Raw genomic sequence first — 20,058 nt, 5'->3', positions numbered from 1 at the left:
TTCGGCAAGGCACCGCCGGATCTCTCGCTGGAAGTGCGCGCCAAGACGGCCGACTGGGTCTATGGCTACCTCAACTCCTTCTACCTGGATCCAACCCGTCCGGTGGGCTGGAACAACGCGGTGTTCGCAAACGCCTCCATGCCGAACCCCCTGTGGGAACTGCAGGGCCTGCAGACGGCGGTGAAGAAGGAAGGCTCCGACGAGGTGGAGAAGCTGGAGCTGTCCCAGCCGGGCAAGCTCACGCCGGCCCAGTACCAGCAGGCCACGCGTGACCTGACCGCCTTCCTCGAGTACGCCGCCGAACCGGCCGCCCTGCAGCGCCAGCGCTACGGCATCTGGGTGCTGCTCTTCCTGGCGGGCTTCACTTTCCTGGCATATCTGCTAAAGAAGGAATATTGGAAGGACGTCCACTGAGGCGGCCCTCCAATGGCCCAGGGTACGGCGGCCTAGTGCCGCCGTATTCGCTTAATGTCGATGGGGAGATCGCGCATGGTTCAAAGCGCTCGTTCGCGTACCGCACTCACCCTGTACACCACCGCGGACGGCATCCAGTGCCACCGCACCCGGCTGGTGCTTGCAGCCAAGGGCGTCAGCTATGAACGGGTGCTCGTGGACCCGGCCAGGCCTCCCGAAGACCTGCTCGAACTGAACCCCTACGGCACCACGCCGACCCTGGTCGACAGGGACCTCACCCTCTACAACACGGCCGTCGTCTGCGAATACCTGGACGAACGCTACCCGCACCCCCCGCTGATGCCGATCGACCCGCTGTCCCGTGCCCGGCTGCGGCTGGCCACGGTGCGCATCGAGCTGGACTGGCTGCCCGAGATCGATACCATCCGGGCCGGCGGACGCCCGGCGGATGCCGCCCGCAAGCGACTGCGCGAGCACCTGCTGGCCTCGCTGCCGCTGTTCAAGGCGTCTCGGTTCTTCCTCAATCCCGAGATGAGCCTCACCGATTGCCTGGTGGCCCCGGTGGTGTGGCGGCTGCCCTGGCTGGGCGTGGACCTGGGGCGCGACGGCAAGCCCATTCTCGATTACGGCGAGCGGTTGTTCGCCAGCCAGGGCTATGCGCGAAGCATGACCGCCGAAGAAAAGGCCATGCGGCCCTGATCCGGCCGCTTGGGCTGGCCATGCGGTAGCGCTGTGCGGCATCTGCCGTTGCCGGGTGCCTGGGCGCTCGCCGCGACACCTTGCCTTGGCTTGGCATTACACTGCCTCCATCCATTCGACCAGGCTCCGGAGGCTTCCGTGATGCCGGTCTCCAGCAGGTTTTTGAATGACCGACGACAAGCTACCGCCGATGACCTCCAATCGTCCCTATCTGTTGCGGGCGATCTACGACTGGATCACCGACAACAACCTCACGCCTTACGTGCTGCTGGATGCCACCCGTGAGGGCGTGAGGGTGCCGCCGCAGGTCATCAAGAACGGCCAGGTGGTGCTGAACCTGGCGATGCGGGCCGTCGCCAACCTGGACCTGGGCAATGACTGGATCAGTTTCCAGGCCCGCTTCTCCGGGGTCAGCCACAACATCCATATCCCCGTGCAGGCCGTGCTGGCGCTATACGCCCAGGAGAACGGGCAGGGCATGATGTTTCCCGCCGACGAAGGTGGCGACAACCCGCCGCCGCCGTCCGATCCCGATGACACGCCGCCGTCGCCCGAAAGCGATCAGGCCGGCGACAAGCCCAAGCGCAGCGCGCCCTTCCTGCGTGTCGTGAAGTAGGGCCGGCCCGCCTCCTCAGTGGAGGCTGCTGTCCCGGTGCAGTCGGGGGCGCAATGGCACGACGTTGCTTTCGGCGGGTGGCGATGCGTGCTCGGCCATCAGCCCGGGCAGATGGCTCTGGATGGTGGGCAGGCTCAACCCGGTAAGGGTTTGGCCGGTCATCCACAACCGCCCGGGTTCGCGGTCGTCGCCATCGATGCTCACCTCGAAGGTGTAGCAGCGTTCCCAGAACAGCTGCCCTTGCGCGCGTCGCAGTCGCAGGCTGCGCAGCCCCACGCTTTCATCCAGCAACTGCAGGCCGTGCTGGCGGCATTGCTGACGGGCCTCCCGCGTCGCCTGCTCGCGGGCGCGGCTCAGTTTCAGCCAGGTGCCGACGATCGCCAGCAGGACCAGCAACAGGATCAGGTCGGGAAGCTCACTCATGGCTGCAGAGTGTAGGCGGCGCGTGCGGCTTGCAAGGTGAAGACCGGGCGACGCCGGTGCGGTCCGGTGCTCGTGGACCTGGCGGGCGGCTCAGCGACTGGGTGATCACCCCGCGGAAACGGAGCAATCACCCTTCGTCAGTCCAGCTGCAGGCGCAGCGAAAGATCGACCGCGCGCACGTGCTTGGTCAGGGCGCCGACCGAGATGTAGTCCACGCCCGTGCTTGCGTAATCGGCAATCGTGCCCAGGTCGACATTGCCGGAGATCTCCAGCTCCGCACGACCCTTGGTGATGGCCACGGCCTCGCGCATCAGCGGCAGGGTGAAGTTGTCCAGCATGATGCGATCCGCACCGGCATCCAGCGCCTGCTGCAGCTCGTCGAGGTTCTCGACCTCGATTTCCAGCAGGAGCGCCGGGTGCAGCCTGCGCGCCGCCTCGGCGGCCGCGCGGATGCCGCCAGCCGCGATGATGTGGTTTTCCTTCACCAGGATGGCGTCGTACAGGCCCACCCGATGGTTGTGGCCACCACCGCAGCGCACGGCGTACTTCTGGGCCAGGCGCAATCCAGGCACGGTCTTGCGCGTGTCGAGCACGCGCACGCCGGTGCCGGCCACGGCCGCCACGTAGGTGGCGGTGGTGGTGGCGGTACCCGACAGCAGCTGCAGGAAATTCAGCGCCGATCGCTCAGCGCTCACCATGGGCCGGGCACGGCCACGGAGGCGGCAGATCACGGAGCCTGCCTGGGCGCGGTCGCCGTCGCGCAACAGCCATTCGATCTCTGTCGCCGGGTCCAGGGCGGCAAAGCATGCGTTGAACCAGTCGATGCCGGCGATGACGGCGTCTTCCCGGCAGGTCAGCGTGGCGCTGGCCCGCGCCGAGGCAGGAAGAAGATCGGCGGTGGCGTCGCCGGTGCCGATATCTTCGGCAAAGGCACGCTCGACATCCGCCCGGATCAGGTCGGACGCCGGGGGAACAAGTAATGGGGAAGTCATTCGGTCGCGGGGCTGGTCGCCGTGGCTGGCTGGCTCAGGCGACCGACGATGGCGTCCAGCGCGCGGTCGAACAAGGCCGTGGAATCAAGCACGCGAGCCGAGCCGCGGGCGAGCGCCTCGGCCAGTTCGTGCGGGGCGTGGTCGGCGACCTTGAGGCCGCGGCGATTCACAAACAGGTAGCGCCCGCTCATCGGGCTGATCCAGGAGAGCTTGGCGCGCTCGACGGTTTCCGGGCCCGTCACGAACTCAAGCCAGATGCCGGGCTTCAGCTCGGCCACGAGCTGCATCTCGGGCGTATCGACCAGCGGCTCGGGTTCCGGCTCGGAGCGGGCGAGCTCCGCTTCGGATTCGGCGATCGGCTGGATGCTCTCGGGAATCGGCAGGCTGCCGGGTTCCGCGGCGGCCTGGATGTCGGCCTCCGGCACCGCTTCGCCGAGCTGGTGGCGATAGTAGGTATGCAACTGCGCCAGCAGGCGGTCGATGTCACTTTCCTGGAAGGCAACGTTCGCCAGGCCCCGGCGCAGGGCCCGCTCGATGCCGGGCAGCATCTGGCGCAGCGCACGGCGCTCGTCCAGGGTGCGTGCGGGCTTGGTGCTGTCGATGAAGTCATTGGCGAAGCGGAGCGCATCGCGGAACTCGCTCGACTCTTCGCCCTGGCGCAGGATCGTCAGCACCAGGTAATTGGCCCAGGCGCGCGACAGCACGCCATGGATCAACGGCGGCAACGTATGGCCGTCTATGCGGCTGAGGATCTCGCGGGCCGCGCGGCGACGCGCCTGCTCCAGTTTTTCCCGCCCGCGGGTGGACTCGGCCACGCGCTGCTCGGCCAGTTCGGCGCGGCGGCGGCTGATGTCCTGGAATTCCTGCAGCTCGACGCAGAGGCGCTCGAAGATGCTGATGTCGTCGTCGAAATCCTGCAGCAGGCGGTCGACGATGGACTTGATCTTGTCGTGCAGGCGGTGGTCGCGATCGGATTCGGCCGACCAGCCCTTGGCCGCATCGGCGAGGCTGTCGAGCAGGCGCCGCGCCGGATGCTGGCGGTGCGCGAACAGCTTGCGATCGAGGATGGCCGCCTTGAGGTACGGGATCTGCAGGCGAGCCAGCAGGACCTGCATTTCCGTGGGCAGGTTGCGGTCTTCGAGGATGAACTCGAACAGCATGCCGACGAGGTCGATGGTGTCCTCGTCGATGGTCGATACCTGGCTGGGCTTTTCGCCACGCAGCGAGCCGATCTGGGCCAGCAGATGATCCTTGAGCTGCTGGACTTCGCCGGCAAGCTCCAGCGCGTTGCTCGCGCTCAGCGGCATTTGCTGGTTGATGGCCGCCTGGCTCTGCAGCACGCTCAATGCACCGATCAGCTCGTTGGCGCTGGGCATCTGCACGGCGCCGGCGGGGATGCGCATGGCCGTTGCCGGCCCGCCACGACGCGCGCTGAAGAGGGTGTGCAGCGTCTGCAGCAGCTCGCTGGATGCGCTTCCGTCGTCTTCGCCCTGATAGATGCCATCCGGTGCGGCACCGTCGGCAGCCGTTGCCGACCCCGTTCCGGCGGTACGTCCTGCGGCGCCGCCACGCGATATTTCATGCCGCAACTGCGGCAGGACGCCTGCGCGCATCAGTTCGGCATTGATCTCCTGGTAGAGCTCATCCAGCGAAGCCAGCACGTAGCGATCGAACAGCTTGTAGATGATGAGCTTGACGCGCATTTCCGCGTTGAGCTCGCGCATCGCCTGGCGGAACGCCTGCGACAGCGCGGCCGGTCCGACCGGGTTGCTGCTGTCCTCGATCTTGAGGCCGCCGTAGATGACCGACAGGCGCTGGTTCACGGAGAAGAGTTCACGCGTGAGGCGCGTCTCGTTCTTGCCGATCATGCTGGTGATGGCCAGCGATTCTTCCAGCTCGTTGTCGGCCACCAGCGAAAGTTCGGCGGTGCCGACCGGCAGCTGGATGCCGTTGCTCGGCATGCTGCGCTGGTTGGCGGCGAAATCGCTCAGTTCGCGCGATACGTGGGTGAGAAAGGAGCGTTCGACGATGGGGCGGCGCTTGCGCACCTCGCGCATGCCGTCGAAGTAGTGCATCTGCGCCGCGTTGTTCTCGGCCTTTTCGGCGAGGTCGAACAGCGCATCATCGACATGCTCGAACATGCCGTTGATCAAGATCTGCAGGCGACGGCCAGCGATGTCCCGGACGGTGTTCAAAAGGGCGCCTCCGCGCTCGCTGGACGGATCCAGGCGCTGGGTCAGGCTGACGATGTTGGAAGGTTCACTGGCGTCTTTCATCGCCACACCCCTGAAGTGATGCCGACGTGCGTGCGGCCCGTTCCGACAATACGCATGCCTACAATACGTGAAAGCCGGCCGCGCTGTCATGCGGCGCTTCGATATATGTCGACGCGTTCACAGCGCGGCGCAGGGACCTGCGGATGACAGGTCCCCGTAGGTCAGGCGGCGGCCGGGAAGTCCCGCAGCTGGAGGGTGCCGATGCCCTCTTCGGGAAGCATGACGGGAATGCCGTCATCGACCCGGTAGATCACCTTGCGATCGGTGGTGATGAGGCCTTCGGAAAGGGCCGTCTGCACGGCCGCCCCGGCCACGTTCTGGACCCCGCCGGCGGCGATGGCGGCGTTGAGGGCCTCCAGTTCGCTGCGGCCGAGGAGGCGGACCGGGACCTTGCTGACCGGGCAGCACAGGATATCGAGCAGGCGTTTATCCATAGACGGGCGAGTTCGTACCGAAACGCGGAAAGTCCGTACAATAACCCCTTTTGGATGGCTTGGGTCATGACCTCGACTTCCCTCCCGCCGCGCGTGGGCGTTGTGATGGGTTCCCGCTCGGACTGGGAAACCATGGAGCATGCGGCCAACGTGTTGGCTGAGCTGGGCGTTGCGCACGAGGTGCGCGTCGTATCGGCGCATCGCACGCCGGACCTGTTGTTCCAGTACGCGGAAGAGGCGGTGGAGCGCGGCATCCAGGTCATCATTGCCGGCGCCGGTGGCGCGGCCCACCTTCCGGGCATGCTGGCTGCCAAGACGCGCCTGCCCGTGCTGGGCGTACCGGTGCAGTCCAAGGCGCTCAACGGGATGGATTCGCTGCTGTCGATCGCGCAGATGCCGGCCGGCATCCCGGTCGGCACGCTGGCCATCGGTCGCGCCGGTGCGGTGAACGCCGGGTTGCTGGCCGCGTCGGTGCTGGCGCTGCACGATGCGTCGCTGGCCAAGGCGGTGGATGCGTACCGCACGCGCCAGACGCAGAGCGTCCTCGACCATCCGGATCCACGCACGTGAGCACGCGTCGCCAGCTCGTCCTTGGCATCCTTGGCGGAGGCCAGCTCGCCCGCATGCTGGCCCTTGCCGCTGCTCCGCTCGGCGTGAAGACGCTGGTGGTGGACAGCGCGGCCGATGCCTGCGCCGGCCAGGTTGCCCCTCTCGTCGTGGCCGACTGGACCGATTACGACGCGCTCGAGCACTTCGCCCGCCAGGTCGACGTGGTCACCTTCGATTTCGAGAACGTGCCGGCGGAAACCGCCCATTGGCTGGCCGAGCGCGTGGCCGTGTTTCCTGCGCCGCGGGCCTTGGCCGTCGCGCAGGACCGGCTGGCGGAAAAGACCCTGTTCCGCGAATGCGGTCTGCAAACGCCGGACTTCAAGGCCATCGATACCCGGGAAGACCTGGATCTCGCGCTCGCGACGATCGGCGCGCCGGCCATCCTCAAGACGCGCCGGCTGGGCTATGACGGCAAGGGCCAGTTCCGCATCAAGTCGCTGGCCGACGCCGATGCCGCCTGGGCGGCGCTGGGTGCGCAGGCGGAAGCGCACGGACTCATCCTTGAAGCGTTCGTGCCGTTTGATCGCGAGCTGTCGGTGATCGCCGTGCGCTCGCGCGATGGCGAATTCCGCACCTGGCCGCTCACCCAGAACTGGCACACCGATGGCGTGCTGTCGCTGAGCCTGGCGCCGGCGCCGGACATCACCTCCCTGCAGGAGCGTGCCACCCGGCTTGCGCAGACGCTGGCCGAGAAGCTGGACTACGTCGGCGTGTTCGCGCTGGAACTGTTCGTCAAGGATGGCGCGTTGCTGGGTAACGAAATGGCGCCGCGCGTGCACAATTCGGGTCATTGGACCATCGAAGGCGCCTTGACCAGCCAGTTTGAGAACCATGTGCGCGCCGTGCTCGGCCTGCCCTTGGGTGACACCTCGGCGCCGGGCCTGTCGGCGATGTTCAATTGGATCGGCGAGTTGCCGGACGCTGCGCCGGTGCTTGAAGCCGTGGACGCGCATTGGCATGACTACGGCAAGCAGCCACGCATCGGTCGCAAGGTGGGGCATGCCACGGTGCGCGCGCCGGATGCCCGGCAACTGATGGAGCGGCTGAGCGGCATTGCGCATGCACTGGGGCGCGACCAGCAGGCCGGGCCTGCGGTAGGCGAGCTGGAAAAGCGTTGACCGCGATGGGCGGTCCTTGCGGGAGCGCACCCTGTGCGCGACAGGATGACGAAGCGTAACGACACGACGAACCTCTGCGGTCGCGCACAGGGTGCGCTCCCACAAGGGTAAGGGACACAAAAAAAACGGGGCCGCGAGGGCCCCGTTTGTTCTTTGATGCCGGGATATCAGGCCAGGTTCTTGGCCGCGAAGTCCCAGTTCACCAGGTTCCAGAACGCCTCGATGTACTTCGGGCGGGCGTTGCGGTAATCGATGTAGTACGCGTGTTCCCACACGTCGCAGGTGAACAGCGGCTTGTCGCTGCCGGTGATCGGCGTGGCGGCGTTGGAGGTGTTCACGATGCCCAGCGAGCCATCCGGGCGCTGCACCAGCCAGGTCCAGCCCGAACCGAAGTTGCCCACGGCCGACTTGGTGAACTCTTCCTTGAACTTCTCGACCGAGCCGAAGGCCTTGGTGATGGCATCGGCCAGCTTGGCCGAAGGCTCCTTGCCGCCGTTCGGGCTGAGGGAGTTCCAGTAGAAGGTATGGTTCCAGACCTGGGCCGCGTTGTTGAACACGCCGCCGGATGACTTCTTGATGATGTCCTCGAGCGCGGCGTTCTCGAACTCGGTGCCCTTGATCAGGTTGTTGAGGTTGGTCACGTAGGCCTGGTGATGCTTGCCATAGTGATACTCCAGCGTCTCCGCGGAGATGTGCGGCTCGAGCGCGTTCTTTTCATAGGGCAGGGGAGGGAGTTCGATCGCCATGTTGTGGCTCCTGGGCGTTGGCTGAGGATAAGGAGTCGGGCCGGGACAGCCATGGGCCGGCTGCGGGCATACGACTGATACACTACCGATCCGCGTGCATTGTAATGATGAATGACCTGACTTATGGACGTTAATGAGCGAATCAAGGCTGTGCTCGCCGAGCATGGCATCGTGCTCTTCATGAAGGGCACGCCGCAGTTCCCCATGTGCGGCTTCTCCGGTCGTGCCGCGCAGGCACTGACGGAGGCAGGCGCGCAGTTCCATGCGGTGAACGTGCTGGCCGACCCGGAAGTGCGTGCGGCGCTGCCGCATTACGCCAACTGGCCGACGTTTCCCCAGCTGTTTATCCAGGGCGAACTGATCGGCGGTTGCGACATCATCGAAGACCTCAAGGCCTCCGGTGAGCTCGCACGCATGGCTGCCGATGTGGAAGGGGCCGACTCCTGATGACGCTGCCTCTTGTTCACCTGCCGCAGGATTGGACGCCGCCTGCAGGTTCGCTCGCCGATCGAGTCATCCTGGTGACCGGCGCTTACGGCGGCCTCGGTGCCGCCGTGGCGCGCGCCGCGGCGCGAGCGGGCGCCACCGTGGTCATTACCGGCCGGCGCAAGCGTCAGCTCGAGCAGCTTTACGATGCGATGGTGAGCGAAGGCTTGCCCGAGCCCGTGATCCATCCGCTGGACATGGAAGCCGCCACGCCTCGCGACTACGAAGCGCTGGCCGATGGCCTCGAACGCGACTTCGGCCGCCTGGATGGCGTCGTGCATGCGGCGGCAAGTTTCAACGGGCTCACGCCGCTTTCCGTGCACAAGCCCGACGACTGGCTGCGTGCGCTGCATGTCAATGTGTCTGCGCCGTTCGCGCTCACCCAGGCGTGCATGCCGCTGCTGGTGCGTGCGCCGGACAGTGCCGTCGTGTTCGTCCTCGACGATCCGGCGCTGGTGCAACGCGCGCACTGGGGCGGCTATGGTGTCTCCAAGGCGGCGCTCGAGCGCTTCGTCGAGATCCTGCACCAGGAAACCGAGAAGACGACCCTGCGCACGCACGCATTGTTGCCTGGCCCCATGCGCACCACGTTGCGGCGCGCGGCCTACTTCGGCGAGGACACCACGATCCACCCGCTGCCTGATGCCACCGCCGATGCGGTGATCTATCTGCTGGGCGGGCAGGGGGCGGCCTCGCGCGGCGCGATGCTCGACCTGCGGGTATCCGCGTGACCGTGTCGGGGCAGTACTGACATGGAAACGCAGATGACCACGCTGTCGGCGGCGATCCTGCTGTTCCTCATCATGGATCCGCTGGGCAACATCCCGATCTTCCTCACCCTGCTGAAGGATGTCGCGCCCAAGCGCCGTCGCTATGTGATGGTGCGCGAGCTGCTGATCGCGCTCGCGGTGCTGCTCGGTTTCCTCATGGGCGGGCAGCTGATCCTCAAGCTGCTGCAGCTGAGGCAGGAGTCGATCAGCATCGCCGGCGGCATCGTGCTGTTCCTCATCGGCATCCGCATGGTGTTTCCGCCGGCCGATGGGGGCGGCATCTTCGGCAAGCCGGGTGAAGGGGAGCCTTTCATCGTGCCCATGGCGATCCCGGGCGTGGCCGGTCCATCGGCCATGGCGGCGCTGCTGCTGCTCACCAACACCCAACCGGGACGCACGGCAGACTGGGCGATCGCGCTGGTCGGTGCGTGGGTGGCCACGTCGGTGATCCTGTTGTGCTCCACCTATCTGTTCCGTTGGCTCGGTGAAAGCGTTCTCACCGCGCTGGAGCGCGTGATGGGCATGCTGCTGATCGCGTTGTCGGTGCAGATGTTCCTTGGCGGCGTGGCGGCGTATTTGCACTTAGCTATTTGAATTGCGGCAAGTTGTCGTCAGCGCCATCTTCTGAACCTATTCGCATAACCTTGCTGTCATAATCCGCTACCAGCATTTGGGGTAATTCCCAGGAGGCGGTCATGCTCAGCGTTGAACAGACCCTCACCGAACGTCTGCCATGGTTGGCGCAGCATCCCCTGATCCGGCGGCAAGTGGCCGGCATGCTGGGCCGCCTGGCCGACCAGGACGGCTTCAACCGTACGTTGAATGCGATTGGTGAGGCCGAAGGCTTCGACTTCGTCGAGCGTACGCTCGACCTGCTCGGGGTCAGCTACTACGCCAATCCCCGCGAGCGCGAGAACATCCCGGTGGAAGGCGGCGTGCTGATCGTCGCCAACCATCCGCTGGGCATGGTCGACGCGCTCGCCTTGCTGCAGCTGGTCGGCTCCGTGCGCAGCGACGTGCGCATCCTCGCCAATGACTGGCTGATGGCGATTCCCCAATTGCACAAGCTGTTGCTTCCCGTCGATGTGTTCGGCAAGGGCGCCACCTCGCGCATGCGCGACATCTATCGGGCGCTGGACAACGGCGAGGCGCTGATCGTATTTCCCGCCGGCGAGGTATCGCGCATGCGCCCCGATGGCGTGCGTGATGGCCGCTGGTCCGATGGCTTCGCACGGCTTGCCCAGCGTGGCCGCACGCCGGTGCTGCCAATCCATGTGGCGGCGCGCAATTCGGCCATGTTCTATGGCCTCTCGATGCTGGCCAAGCCGCTCAGCACGGCAATGCTGCCGCGCGAGGCCATCTCGCCGGTCAGCCGGCGCATTGGCTTCAGCATCGGCGCCCTGGTGAGTACCGATGAGCTGGAACAGCACGCCGGCGGTTCGACCCAGCGCGCTGCCAAGCTCATGCGCCGGCATGTCTATCGCGTGGGACGCCATCGCGGATTGATCTTCGGCGGCCAGGCGCCGCTGGCGCATCCGGAACCCACGGAACGGGTGGCGGCGGAGTTGCAGTCGCAGGCCGAAAAGCTGGCGGACCTGAATGACGGCAAGCAGGTGTACCTGTTCAAGGGCGCATCGGACAGCGTGGTGCTGCGCGAGATCGGGCGCCTTCGCGAGCTCACGTTCCGCAAGGTGGGCGAGGGCACCGGTGCGCGTCGCGATCTCGACGTGTACGACCCGCACTATGAGCACCTGGTGCTGTGGGATCCCAAGTCCCTGCGCATCGTGGGCTCCTACCGCTTCGGCCATGGCGGTCGCCTGATTGCCGAGCGCGGCATGTCCAGCCTGTATACGTCCAGCCTGTTCAACTATTCGCCGGCGCTCGAATCACGGCTGGCGCAGGGCCTGGAACTGGGGCGCAGTTTCATCGCTCCGGCCTACTGGCGCTCGCGCGCGCTCGACCAGTTGTGGCAAGGCATTGGCCTGTACCTGCAACGTCATCCCGAACTGCGCTACCTGTTCGGACCGGTAAGCATGTCGGTAAGCATTCCGCGCGAGGCGCGCGAATGGATCGCCGCGGCCCACCAGCACTACTTCGGCGCACCCGGGCTTGCTTCGGCGCGACAGCCGTTCGTGGTTTCCCCCGATGTGATCGAACTGGTGCGCACCGCGCTCGAAGGCCTGGACCCGGCCGCCGGGCTCGGCAAGCTGAAGCATCATCTCGACGCGCTGGGCGTGAGCCTGCCCGTGCTGTATCGCCAGTATGTGGACCTGGTCGAACCCGAGGGCGTGCAGTTTCTCGACTTTGGTGAGGATCCGGGCTTCTCCGGCTGCGTCGATGGCCTGGTGATGCTGGACCTGGCGACGCTCAAGCCGGCCAAGCGGGCCCGCTACCTGGGCAAGCAGTAGCAACTGCTTGCCCTCGACTCGATGCAGGCTTGCCGTTTTTGCGCGCGCCCGCGAGTTGTTTCGGCGTCGCCGTGATCGAACGGTAAATTTCCTGTAAAATACTTATGTGAGGCTTACAAAGCCGGTTTCGCGCAAGGGGGATTTTTCGCGCGGGCCGGTAGCGTTCAACTGATTTCGTAAATTTCCGCCCGATTTTCCGATCGGGCTTTTTTTACGCCCGGAGAAAACGTTTAAAATTACGTTAAATGGCATGAAATTGCGATATATAACAATGAATTGCGCTATTTCTTTCGGCTCTTCGAAAGATATTTCATCCGGGTGGTAACCCCTCATCCCCACCACCGTCTGTCGCTGCCCTCCAGGGCGGCGGCATACCCAAAACATTGCAACCTCTGGAATCGACGATGATGAAACGAAACCACCTTTCCATGGCGATTGCCGTCGTGTTCTGCATGGCCGCCGGCACCGCTGCGGCGCAGGACACGGCGAGCCAGTCGCAGCCGGCCGCCAACAAGGACGCGACGCAGCGCACCAGCGTGTCGAGCACCTCCAACACCACCACCTCCAACGACACCAAGCGCGTGCAGGAGCTGAACACGGTGACGGTGCAGGCCCAGAGCCTGTCGCTGGGCGGCGGCCTGATGTCGGTGCAGACGGCGCCGAAGGCGGTTTCGACGATCAGCCGCGACGCCATCGTGAAGGCGCCGCCGGGCAGCAACTTCACTCAGATGGTCAGCAGTATCCCGGGCGTGAACGCCTCGACGGATGACGTGACCGGCCTGTCGGACGGCAACTATTCGATCCGCGGCTTCAACTCCAGCGAAATCGGCGTGACCGTCAACGGCGCGCCGATCACCGACACGGGCAGCTACGCGGTATACGCCACCGAGTACGGCGACTCCGAGAACTACGGAGACATCACCGTGCTGCAGGGCATCCCCGACGTCGACATGCCGGACTCCGGCGCGGCTGGCGGCCACATCGCCTGGGCGACCATCGATCCTTCGCACACCGCGGGCGTGGACGTGACGCAGTCGCTGGGTTCGCATGACTACCGCCGTACCTTCGTGCGCCTGAACACCGGCGACACCGGCCCGGTGCGCTCCTGGCTGTCGTACTCGGACAATTCGGTCGACAAGTGGCGAGGTGCCGGCGACCTCAACGTGACGAAGGTCGAAGGCAAGTCGCTGTGGACCATCGACAGCAACAACTCGATCAGCGCCTCGCTGCAGTACAACCGCGAAGTGCGCAACAGCTATTACGGCCTGAGCAAGTCGGACCTGGCCAAGCACGGCTACTTCTACGACTACGACACCACCTACACGCCCGGTGACAGCCAGTACTACCAGCTGCACAACAACCCGTTCCGCAACTACATGTTCAGCCTGGACGGCGAGTTCAAGCTGACCGACTCGCTGCGCCTGTCGGTGGTGCCGTACTTCCAGTACGGCGACGGCGGCGGCGGTACCGGCAACTCGTTCTTTGCCGAAACCACCAACGCGACGCAGAACCTGTACGAGTCGGCCCATCAGGACCTGAACCAGGACGGCGCGATCGTCACGGGCCCGAACGGCAAGAAGGCGCTGGTGTACGGCTTCAGCAGCAGCACCACGTACCGCCCGGGCGTGATCGCCAAGTTCAACCAGGACCTGAGCATGGACAACGCGCTCGAATACGGTTTCTGGTACGAGCGCGCGCGCCAGCAGCAGAACGACAAGTTCAGCATGGCCAGCTGGGCGACCGGCGTGCCGAACGACATCTGGGGCACCTCCAACTACGTGCTGTATCCCGATGGGCAGGTCCAGAACGCCTATGAGGAGTACACCACCACCGAGGTCAAGAAGGGCTTCATCACCGACACCTGGACGCCGAACGACCAGTGGCTGTTCACGGCCGGCCTGGCCTACCTGCATGTGGACCGTTCGGGCTTCGCGTTCGAGAACCCGGGTTCGGTGGGCGGCTTCGCCAAGGGTTTCGGTAACGACGACCTCAACGGCACGTATCACAAGTTCACGCCGGCAGTGGGCGTGAAGTTCTCGCCCAACGAGAACAGCCAGATCTATTACGGCATCGGCGAAACCTACCGCGCGCCGCCGAACGGCGCCGTGTTCCTCAACCAGATCACCGGCACCGCGGCCAACAAGCCGGAGTCGGCCTGGAACAACGACCTGGGCTACCGCTACTACGACGATCGCTTCTCGGCGAACGTGATGCTGTATCACAGCAACTTCAACAACAAGACCATCTCGGCCAAGGACCAGGTGACGGGCGAGCCGGTGTATACGCAGATCGCCCGCGTGAAGCAGCAGGGCTTCGCCGCCGAGGGCAGCTTCAACATCACCGAGGCGTGGAAGGTCTACGGCCAGTACACCTACACCGACGCGACGGTGGAGAGCGACCTCAACGCCGGCAAGAACAAGGCCGGCCAGTACGTGTACTACCCGACCGACGGCAAGCAGCTCTTCAACACGCCGCGCAACATCGCCTACCTGCAGCTGAGCTACGACCAGGGTCCGCTGTGGGCGAGCGTCTACGGCAACTACCACAGCGCCATGTACGGCGACTTCATGAACACGGAGCGCGTCGGCGGCTATACGACCTTCGGCTTCAACGCCGGTTACCGCTTCAGCGACTTCGCCAGCTGGTTCCGCCAGCCGTACGTCAAGCTCAACGTGTCGAACATCGGCGATCGCCATGCCCTCACCAGCGCCAACAACGCGTCGGCGTTCCTGGCCAACAACAGCGCGGGCTATGTCGGCCCGGACGGCAAGCCGCTGGCGACGTCTTCGCCGTACTACTCGCTGCTGGAACCGCGCACCTTCATGGTGACGGTGGGCGCCTCGTTCTTCTAAGACGAAGCATCCCCTCGCAAGACCCGACCGGCGCCGCAAGGCGCCGGTTTTTTTTGGGCCCGCGCCAGGTTTGCCAGCGGCGCTAACTTGCGGTTTTCGTAGGAAAGACGCGCAAGTTTTGTGAGGAATTCGTCAATAAGTTACGAATTTGTAATATTATGCGCCTACATTCGTCGTGATGAGTCCAGGCCGGCGGCTTCGAGAAGCTCCCCGGGACGCATCAAATAATTCAGGGAATCAGTCACTTAAGACGGTGGCGGAGGGGCATGGGACTCCTCTGTGCTGGTCCCATGCCTTTTTTGCGAATCTCTTAGGGGTCGAATCTCGATGAACAACGCATTGCGCAGCAAACTCTTGCCGGTGGCGATCGCTACGCTGCTGGCGACCGCGCCGGTGATGGCGCAGGACACCTCCTCCTCGATCAGCGGCCGCGTGGTCGACGCCAATGGCCAGCCGGTCGCCGGCGCCACCGTCCAGATCGTGCACGCACCGTCGGGCACCACCAAGTCCACCACCACCGATGCCAGCGGCCGTTATTCGGCCCAGGGCCTGCGCGTGGGCGGCCCGTTCGACGTGAAGGTGTCCAAGGACGGTACGCAGTCCGAGCAGGACAACGTCTACCTGCAGCTCGCCACCGACACCGCGGTCAACGTGACCATGGGTGCGGCCCAGCAGGCGGCGACCAACCTGGGCGCGGTGACCGTCACCGGCCTGGTGGCTGCGCAGACCTTCAATGCCGACAACAAGGGCCTGTCGACCAACGTGTCGGGCCGTGACCTGAAGATGGTCCCGTCGCCGGGCCGCTCGATCCAGGACATCGCGCGCCTCGATCCGCGCATCACCGTCACCGACCGCGGCGACGGCTCCATGTCCGCCATGGGCATGAACAGCCGCTACAACAAGATCACCGTCGACGGCATCGGCGCCGGCGATCCGTTCGGCCTGAATTCCAACGGCATGCCGTACCTCGGCTCGCCGGTGTCGGTCGACACCATCGCCGAGTACAACCTGTCGACGGCCAACTTCGACACGACCTCGGACACCGTGGGCGCGGACATCAATGCCGTGACCAAGAGCGGTACCAACGAATTCCACGGCTCGGCGTACTACGCCTATCGCAACGCCGACAGCATGGTGGGCAACGCCGGCTGGATCAAGAGCGGCGACCGCAGCTACCAGGGTTACGACCGCGACTGGACCGGCGGCATGACGCTGGGCGGCCCGATCATCAAGGACAAGCTGTTCTTCTTCGCCAGCTACGAGAAGCAGAAGACGGTTGGCCTGGGCAACGACTCGGCCAACGGCCTCGACAGCTCGCTGACCGGCGCCTCCACCAGCAACAAGGTGTCGCCGGGCGACCTGCAGCGCATCATCAATGCGGCGAACGCGCTGGGCCTGCATCCGGGCGACTTCAGCAGCGGCGGCGTCGACCTCAACAGCAAGCGCTCGCTGGTCAAGCTGGACTGGAACATCACCGACAACCATCGCGCGAGCCTGGCCTTCCAGCGTACCAAGGAAGTGCAGCCGGTCATCCAGGGCAACAGCAACAACGCCATCGGCCTGACCAGCTACTGGTACACCAAGAACGGCGACACGAAGAACTACTCGCTGCAGTTCTTCGACGACTGGAACGAAGTGTTCTCGACCGAGACCAAGATCGGCTACAAGGATTTCAGCCAGGTCCGCACCGTGCCGTGGCAGCAGCCGCAGGTCTTCGTGAACCTGGGCAAGGACAACAACGGCAAGCTCAACGGCGCATCGCCGTACGTCGACCTGGGTGAAGACCAGTACAGCGACTACAACCAGATCTCGACCAAGACCTGGAGCGTCTTCAGTGCGGCCACCCTTTACCTGGGCGACCACACGGTGAAGGGCGGTATCGATTTCCAGCAGGACAAGATCTACAACCTGTTCGGTCGTACCCAGTTCGGCGCGTACACCTTCTGGGGCATCGATAACCTCGAGAAGGGCATCTACAACCAGTTCGACCTGTACCAGCCGGCCAAGGGCTACTCGCTGGATGACGTGGCGGGCAAGTGGACGCTGCGCCGCTACAGCTTCTTCCTGCAGGACAACTGGCAGGTCACCGATCGCCTGTCGCTGCTGTACGGCTTCCGCGTGAACCGCTATTCGACGGACGACAAGCCGGTCTACAACCCGACCTTCGAGAAGACCTTCGGCTTCCGCAACGACCAGACCATCGACGGCTCGACCATGGTCGAACCGCGCGTGTCGTTCAACTACGCCTTCAACACCGAGCTGCAGACGCAGCTGCGTGGCGGCGTGGGCCTGTTCCAGTCGAACCCGCCGACCGTGTGGATGACCAACCCGTACCAGAACAACGGTATGACGGTGGCCACCTATTCGATCCGCAACAGCGGCAACCTGCCGGTGGGCCCGGGCACGATCTACCCGGGCTTCAGCCCGGATCCGTTCAACCAGAACGTGCCGCCGCCGTCGAACACCCAGATGGCCGTGGACACCATCGCGCCGAACTTCAAGCTGCCGTCCGTGTGGAAGGCCAGCCTGGCCATCGACCGCGAACTGCCGTGGATGGGCCTGATCGCCACCGCCGAGTACGAGCACATCAAGGTTCGCGATGCCATCTGGTACAAGAACCTCAACATCGGCGCGCCGACCGGCACGCTGCCGGATGGCCGCTACACGTACTACAAGAACATCTACGGTGGCCCGACCGGCAACACCAACCGCGCCAACGCGAACAACAAGTTCTCGGTCAGCACCACCGAGCTGGACAACACCGGCAAGGGTTACTCCGACGCGTTCACGCTGTCGCTGAAGAAGCCCTTTGCCGACGAGTGGTCGGCGAGCCTGGGCGTGACCTTCTCCAACGCGAAGGAAGTGAACCCGGGTACCTCCAGCCAGGCGACCTCCAACTACAGCAACAACGCCTGGGTGAATCCGAACGAGGACGTCGCCAGCACCGCCAACTACGCGGTGAAGCAGCGCGTGATGGCGTCGGTGGCCTGGTCGCATGCCTTCTTCGGCAACTACTACACCACCGTCAGCGCGTTCTACAACGGCCAGACCGGCCAGCCGTACAGCTGGGTGTTCGCCAACGACGCCAACGGCGACAGCTACAGCCGCGACCTGGCCTACATCCCGAAGCAGGGTGACGTGCAGTTCCAGAAGGGCACGTCGCAGCAGGCGATCGACCAGTTCTACGCCTTCATCAAGCAGGACAGCTACCTGAAGGATCACCAGGGCCAGATCGCCAGCCGCAACGGTACCCGTGCGGCCTGGACGAACCAGCTCGACATGAGCTTCAGCCAGGAAGTGCCGGGCCTGTTCAAGGGCAACAAGGGCGAGATCCGCCTCGACGTGTACAACTTCCTGAACCTGCTCAACAACGATTGGGGCCAGCAGTCGTACGTGCCGTTCCCGTACACCCGCAACCTCGCCAGCTTCGCAGGCGTGGATCCGGTGACCAAGAAGTACATCTACAGCCTGCCGACGGATGCCAACGGCAACTACCAGCCGGGCACCAAGGTGGTGTACGACGCCGGTCGCGACATCAAGACCAACGTGGTTTCGCGCTGGTCGGCGATGCTGACCCTGCGTTACACGTTCTGACGCAAGACCTTGCTGTAGCCGTACCGAGAGCCGGCGCCCGAGAGGGCGCCGGCTTTTTTGTGGGAGATGGCGAAAAAGCGGCCCGCAGCTTGACCCTGCCATGCCCGGCGCGGGAAGCTACACGGTCCGTCTCGTTCCCCACGGACGCATGAGCCGCGAAGGCGCGGCCTGGAGAATGCTTCAATGAATGACACCCAAGCCGGCAAGACCGGCCGAGCGGCCACCGTCAGTGCGCGCATTTCGCCCGCCGGTGGCCTGGACATCCTTTCCCGCAACGAAGTGGCGCGCCTGCGCGACGCCAGTGGTTCGGGCCTGCACGCCCTGCTGCGCCGCTGCGCGCTGGCGGTGCTGACCTCGGGCAACATGAGCGACGATCCGCGCTCCATCCTCGAGCAGTTCCCCGACTTCGACATCCAGGTGCTGCAGCAGGATCGCGGCATCAAGATCGAACTGACCCACGCGCCGGCGCAAGCCTTCGTGGACGGCCAGATCATCCGCGGCATCAATGAACTGCTGGTGGCCGTGGTGCGCGACATCGTCTACGTGTCGACGCAGATGGAGCAGGGCAATTTCGATCTCGACGACAGCGTCGGCCTCACCCATGCGGTGTTCGAGATCCTGCGCAACGCGCGCATCCTCAAGGCGCAGATCGATCCGAACCTGGTGGTGTGCTGGGGCGGTCACTCGATTTCGCGCGACGAGTACGAATACACCAAGCAGGTCGGCTACCAGCTCGGCCTGCGCAGCATGGACATCTGCACGGGTTGCGGCCCGGGCGCCATGAAGGGCCCGATGAAGGGCGCCACCATCGCCCACGCCAAGCAGCGCCGCCGCAACAATCGCTACATCGGCATCACCGAGCCGGGCATCATCGCGGCCGAATCGCCGAACCCGATCGTCAATCACCTGGTGATCATGCCGGACATCGAGAAGCGTCTCGAAGCCTTCGTGCGCATGGGCCACGGCATCATCGTGTTCCCGGGCGGCGTAGGCACGGCGGAAGAGATCCTCTACCTGCTCGGCATCCTCTTGCACCCGGACAATGCCGGCGTGCCTTTCCCGCTGATCCTCACCGGCCCCAGGCAGTCGGCCGCGTACTTCGAGCAGATCGATCGCTTCCTGCGCCTCACGCTGGGCGACAGCGTGGCGGAGCACTACCAGATCATCGTCGACGATCCGGCGGCCGTGGCGCGCGCGATGGTGCGTGGCATCGACAAGGTGCGCAACTACCGCCTGGACAACAAGGACGCGTTCTTCTTCAACTGGGCGCTCAATATTCCGTACGCGTTCCAGCTGCCGTTCCGTCCCACGCACGAAGCCATGCGCAGTCTCGCCATCCATCGCGACCGTCCGCGGCACGAGCTGGCGGCCGACTTGCGCCGCGCGTTCTCCGGCATCGTGGCCGGCAACGTGAAGGAAGAGGGCATGCGCGCCATCGAGAAATACGGCCCCTTCGACATCGACGGCGATGCCGACGTCATGCAGTCGCTGGACGAACTGCTGAAGGCTTTCGTGGCGCAGGACCGCATGAAGCTCCCGGGCGGAACGGCCTATGTGCCGTGCTACCGCGTGCTCACCGGCGAGCCGGCCCACTGAAGGCGCCTTGGGCAAAAACGTCTTG

General features: G+C 64.9%; 17 protein-coding genes. 12 read left to right on the top strand and 5 right to left on the bottom strand.

Annotation, left to right across the window (positions count from 1 at the left end):
• The 3 genes from JMF82_RS15670 to JMF82_RS15660 all read left to right on the top strand — a co-directional run.
• The coding region (locus tag JMF82_RS15670; protein ID WP_201315487.1) for a cytochrome c1 at positions 1-414 on the top strand (414 nt) is incomplete at its 5' end.
• A 75-nt stretch (positions 415-489) separates the two neighbouring features.
• Positions 490-1,113 (top strand): glutathione S-transferase N-terminal domain-containing protein, encoded by a 624-nt coding sequence (locus tag JMF82_RS15665; protein WP_201315486.1) that lies wholly within the window; start codon positions 490-492, stop codon positions 1,111-1,113.
• Positions 1,114-1,279: 166 nt separating this feature from the next.
• Positions 1,280-1,729: a ClpXP protease specificity-enhancing factor gene (locus tag JMF82_RS15660; RefSeq protein WP_236585503.1), complete on the top strand. Its 450-nt coding sequence runs from the start codon at positions 1,280-1,282 to the stop codon at positions 1,727-1,729.
• Between the two features lie 15 nt (positions 1,730-1,744).
• On the opposite strand, the gene JMF82_RS15655 is transcribed toward JMF82_RS15660, so the two are convergent.
• From JMF82_RS15655 to JMF82_RS15640, 4 genes are all read right to left on the bottom strand, one after another.
• Positions 1,745-2,152: a DUF3301 domain-containing protein gene (locus tag JMF82_RS15655; RefSeq protein WP_201315485.1), complete on the bottom strand. Its 408-nt coding sequence runs from the start codon at positions 2,150-2,152 to the stop codon at positions 1,745-1,747.
• A 137-nt stretch (positions 2,153-2,289) separates the two neighbouring features.
• Positions 2,290-3,144, bottom strand: a complete 855-nt coding sequence (gene nadC / locus JMF82_RS15650; protein WP_201315484.1) for a carboxylating nicotinate-nucleotide diphosphorylase — start codon at positions 3,142-3,144, stop codon at positions 2,290-2,292.
• On the bottom strand, positions 3,141-5,420 hold the full coding sequence (locus JMF82_RS15645) for a DUF1631 domain-containing protein (RefSeq protein WP_201315483.1): 2,280 nt from the start codon (positions 5,418-5,420) through the stop codon (positions 3,141-3,143). The genes nadC and JMF82_RS15645 overlap by 4 nt, the downstream gene beginning before the upstream one ends.
• A 161-nt stretch (positions 5,421-5,581) precedes the next feature.
• Positions 5,582-5,854 carry a Trm112 family protein gene (locus tag JMF82_RS15640; protein ID WP_201315482.1) on the bottom strand — a complete coding sequence of 91 codons (273 nt, stop codon included), beginning with the start codon at positions 5,852-5,854 and terminating at the stop codon, positions 5,582-5,584.
• A 66-nt stretch (positions 5,855-5,920) separates the two neighbouring features.
• On the opposite strand from JMF82_RS15640, the gene purE reads away from it, so the two are divergent.
• Positions 5,921-6,424 (top strand): 5-(carboxyamino)imidazole ribonucleotide mutase, encoded by a 504-nt coding sequence (gene purE, locus JMF82_RS15635; RefSeq protein WP_201315481.1) that lies wholly within the window; start codon positions 5,921-5,923, stop codon positions 6,422-6,424.
• Entirely contained in the window at positions 6,421-7,581 is a 1,161-nt protein-coding gene (locus tag JMF82_RS15630; protein ID WP_201315480.1) for a 5-(carboxyamino)imidazole ribonucleotide synthase, read from the top strand. Before purE ends, JMF82_RS15630 begins: the two co-directional genes overlap by 4 nt.
• Positions 7,582-7,748: 167 nt before the next feature.
• On the opposite strand, the gene sodB is transcribed toward JMF82_RS15630, so the two are convergent.
• Positions 7,749-8,327, bottom strand: coding sequence for a superoxide dismutase [Fe] (sodB, locus tag JMF82_RS15625; protein WP_201315479.1), 579 nt, complete (start codon positions 8,325-8,327; stop codon positions 7,749-7,751).
• A 123-nt stretch (positions 8,328-8,450) separates the two neighbouring features.
• On the opposite strand from sodB, the gene grxD reads away from it, so the two are divergent.
• The 7 genes from grxD (at position 8,451) to ppnN (ending at position 20,033) form a co-directional block, all read left to right on the top strand.
• Positions 8,451-8,774, top strand: a complete 324-nt coding sequence (gene grxD, locus JMF82_RS15620) for a Grx4 family monothiol glutaredoxin (RefSeq protein WP_201315478.1) — start codon at positions 8,451-8,453, stop codon at positions 8,772-8,774.
• The gene (locus JMF82_RS15615; RefSeq protein ID WP_201315477.1) at positions 8,774-9,544 is read left to right on the top strand and encodes an SDR family NAD(P)-dependent oxidoreductase; all 771 of its coding nucleotides are present in this window, start codon (positions 8,774-8,776) and stop codon (positions 9,542-9,544) included. Before grxD ends, JMF82_RS15615 begins: the two co-directional genes overlap by 1 nt.
• Positions 9,545-9,577: 33 nt before the next feature.
• Entirely contained in the window at positions 9,578-10,177 is a 600-nt protein-coding gene (locus tag JMF82_RS15610) for a YhgN family NAAT transporter (protein WP_201315489.1), read from the top strand.
• Between the two features lie 101 nt (positions 10,178-10,278).
• On the top strand, positions 10,279-11,991 hold the full coding sequence (locus JMF82_RS15605; protein WP_201315476.1) for a lysophospholipid acyltransferase family protein: 1,713 nt from the start codon (positions 10,279-10,281) through the stop codon (positions 11,989-11,991).
• A 428-nt stretch (positions 11,992-12,419) separates the two neighbouring features.
• Entirely contained in the window at positions 12,420-14,843 is a 2,424-nt protein-coding gene (locus JMF82_RS15600; RefSeq protein WP_236585502.1) for a TonB-dependent receptor, read from the top strand.
• Positions 14,844-15,170: 327 nt separating this feature from the next.
• A complete protein-coding gene (locus tag JMF82_RS15595; RefSeq protein WP_201315475.1) occupies positions 15,171-18,437 on the top strand; it encodes a TonB-dependent receptor in 3,267 nt (1,088 codons plus the stop codon).
• 183 nt (positions 18,438-18,620) lie between these two features.
• Positions 18,621-20,033: a nucleotide 5'-monophosphate nucleosidase PpnN gene (gene ppnN, locus JMF82_RS15590; protein WP_201315474.1), complete on the top strand. Its 1,413-nt coding sequence runs from the start codon at positions 18,621-18,623 to the stop codon at positions 20,031-20,033.
• Positions 20,034-20,058: the final 25 nt, after the last annotated feature.

The organism is Dyella sp. EPa41 (assembly GCF_016586165.1).
In the GTDB taxonomy this organism is placed as follows: domain Bacteria; phylum Pseudomonadota; class Gammaproteobacteria; order Xanthomonadales; family Rhodanobacteraceae; genus Dyella.
The sequence above is the reverse complement of the archived record's forward strand: the minus strand, read 5'-3'. Positions and strand labels throughout refer to the sequence as shown.

Coding starts and splice junctions, on each gene's coding strand:
- JMF82_RS15640 (WP_201315482.1), bottom strand. CDS start 5,854: ATGGATAAACGCCTGCTCGATATCCTGTGCTGCCCGGTCAGCAAGGTC.
- JMF82_RS15605 (WP_201315476.1), top strand. CDS start 10,279: ATGCTCAGCGTTGAACAGACCCTCACCGAACGTCTGCCATGGTTGGCG.
- purE (WP_201315481.1), top strand. CDS start 5,921: ATGACCTCGACTTCCCTCCCGCCGCGCGTGGGCGTTGTGATGGGTTCC.
- JMF82_RS15600 (WP_236585502.1), top strand. CDS start 12,420: ATGGCGATTGCCGTCGTGTTCTGCATGGCCGCCGGCACCGCTGCGGCG.
- JMF82_RS15665 (WP_201315486.1), top strand. CDS start 490: ATGGTTCAAAGCGCTCGTTCGCGTACCGCACTCACCCTGTACACCACC.
- sodB (WP_201315479.1), bottom strand. CDS start 8,327: ATGGCGATCGAACTCCCTCCCCTGCCCTATGAAAAGAACGCGCTCGAG.
- JMF82_RS15655 (WP_201315485.1), bottom strand. CDS start 2,152: ATGAGTGAGCTTCCCGACCTGATCCTGTTGCTGGTCCTGCTGGCGATC.
- JMF82_RS15645 (WP_201315483.1), bottom strand. CDS start 5,420: ATGAAAGACGCCAGTGAACCTTCCAACATCGTCAGCCTGACCCAGCGC.
- nadC (WP_201315484.1), bottom strand. CDS start 3,144: ATGACTTCCCCATTACTTGTTCCCCCGGCGTCCGACCTGATCCGGGCG.
- JMF82_RS15660 (WP_236585503.1), top strand. CDS start 1,280: ATGACCGACGACAAGCTACCGCCGATGACCTCCAATCGTCCCTATCTG.
- grxD (WP_201315478.1), top strand. CDS start 8,451: ATGGACGTTAATGAGCGAATCAAGGCTGTGCTCGCCGAGCATGGCATC.
- JMF82_RS15595 (WP_201315475.1), top strand. CDS start 15,171: ATGAACAACGCATTGCGCAGCAAACTCTTGCCGGTGGCGATCGCTACG.
- JMF82_RS15610 (WP_201315489.1), top strand. CDS start 9,578: ATGACCACGCTGTCGGCGGCGATCCTGCTGTTCCTCATCATGGATCCG.
- JMF82_RS15615 (WP_201315477.1), top strand. CDS start 8,774: ATGACGCTGCCTCTTGTTCACCTGCCGCAGGATTGGACGCCGCCTGCA.
- ppnN (WP_201315474.1), top strand. CDS start 18,621: ATGAATGACACCCAAGCCGGCAAGACCGGCCGAGCGGCCACCGTCAGT.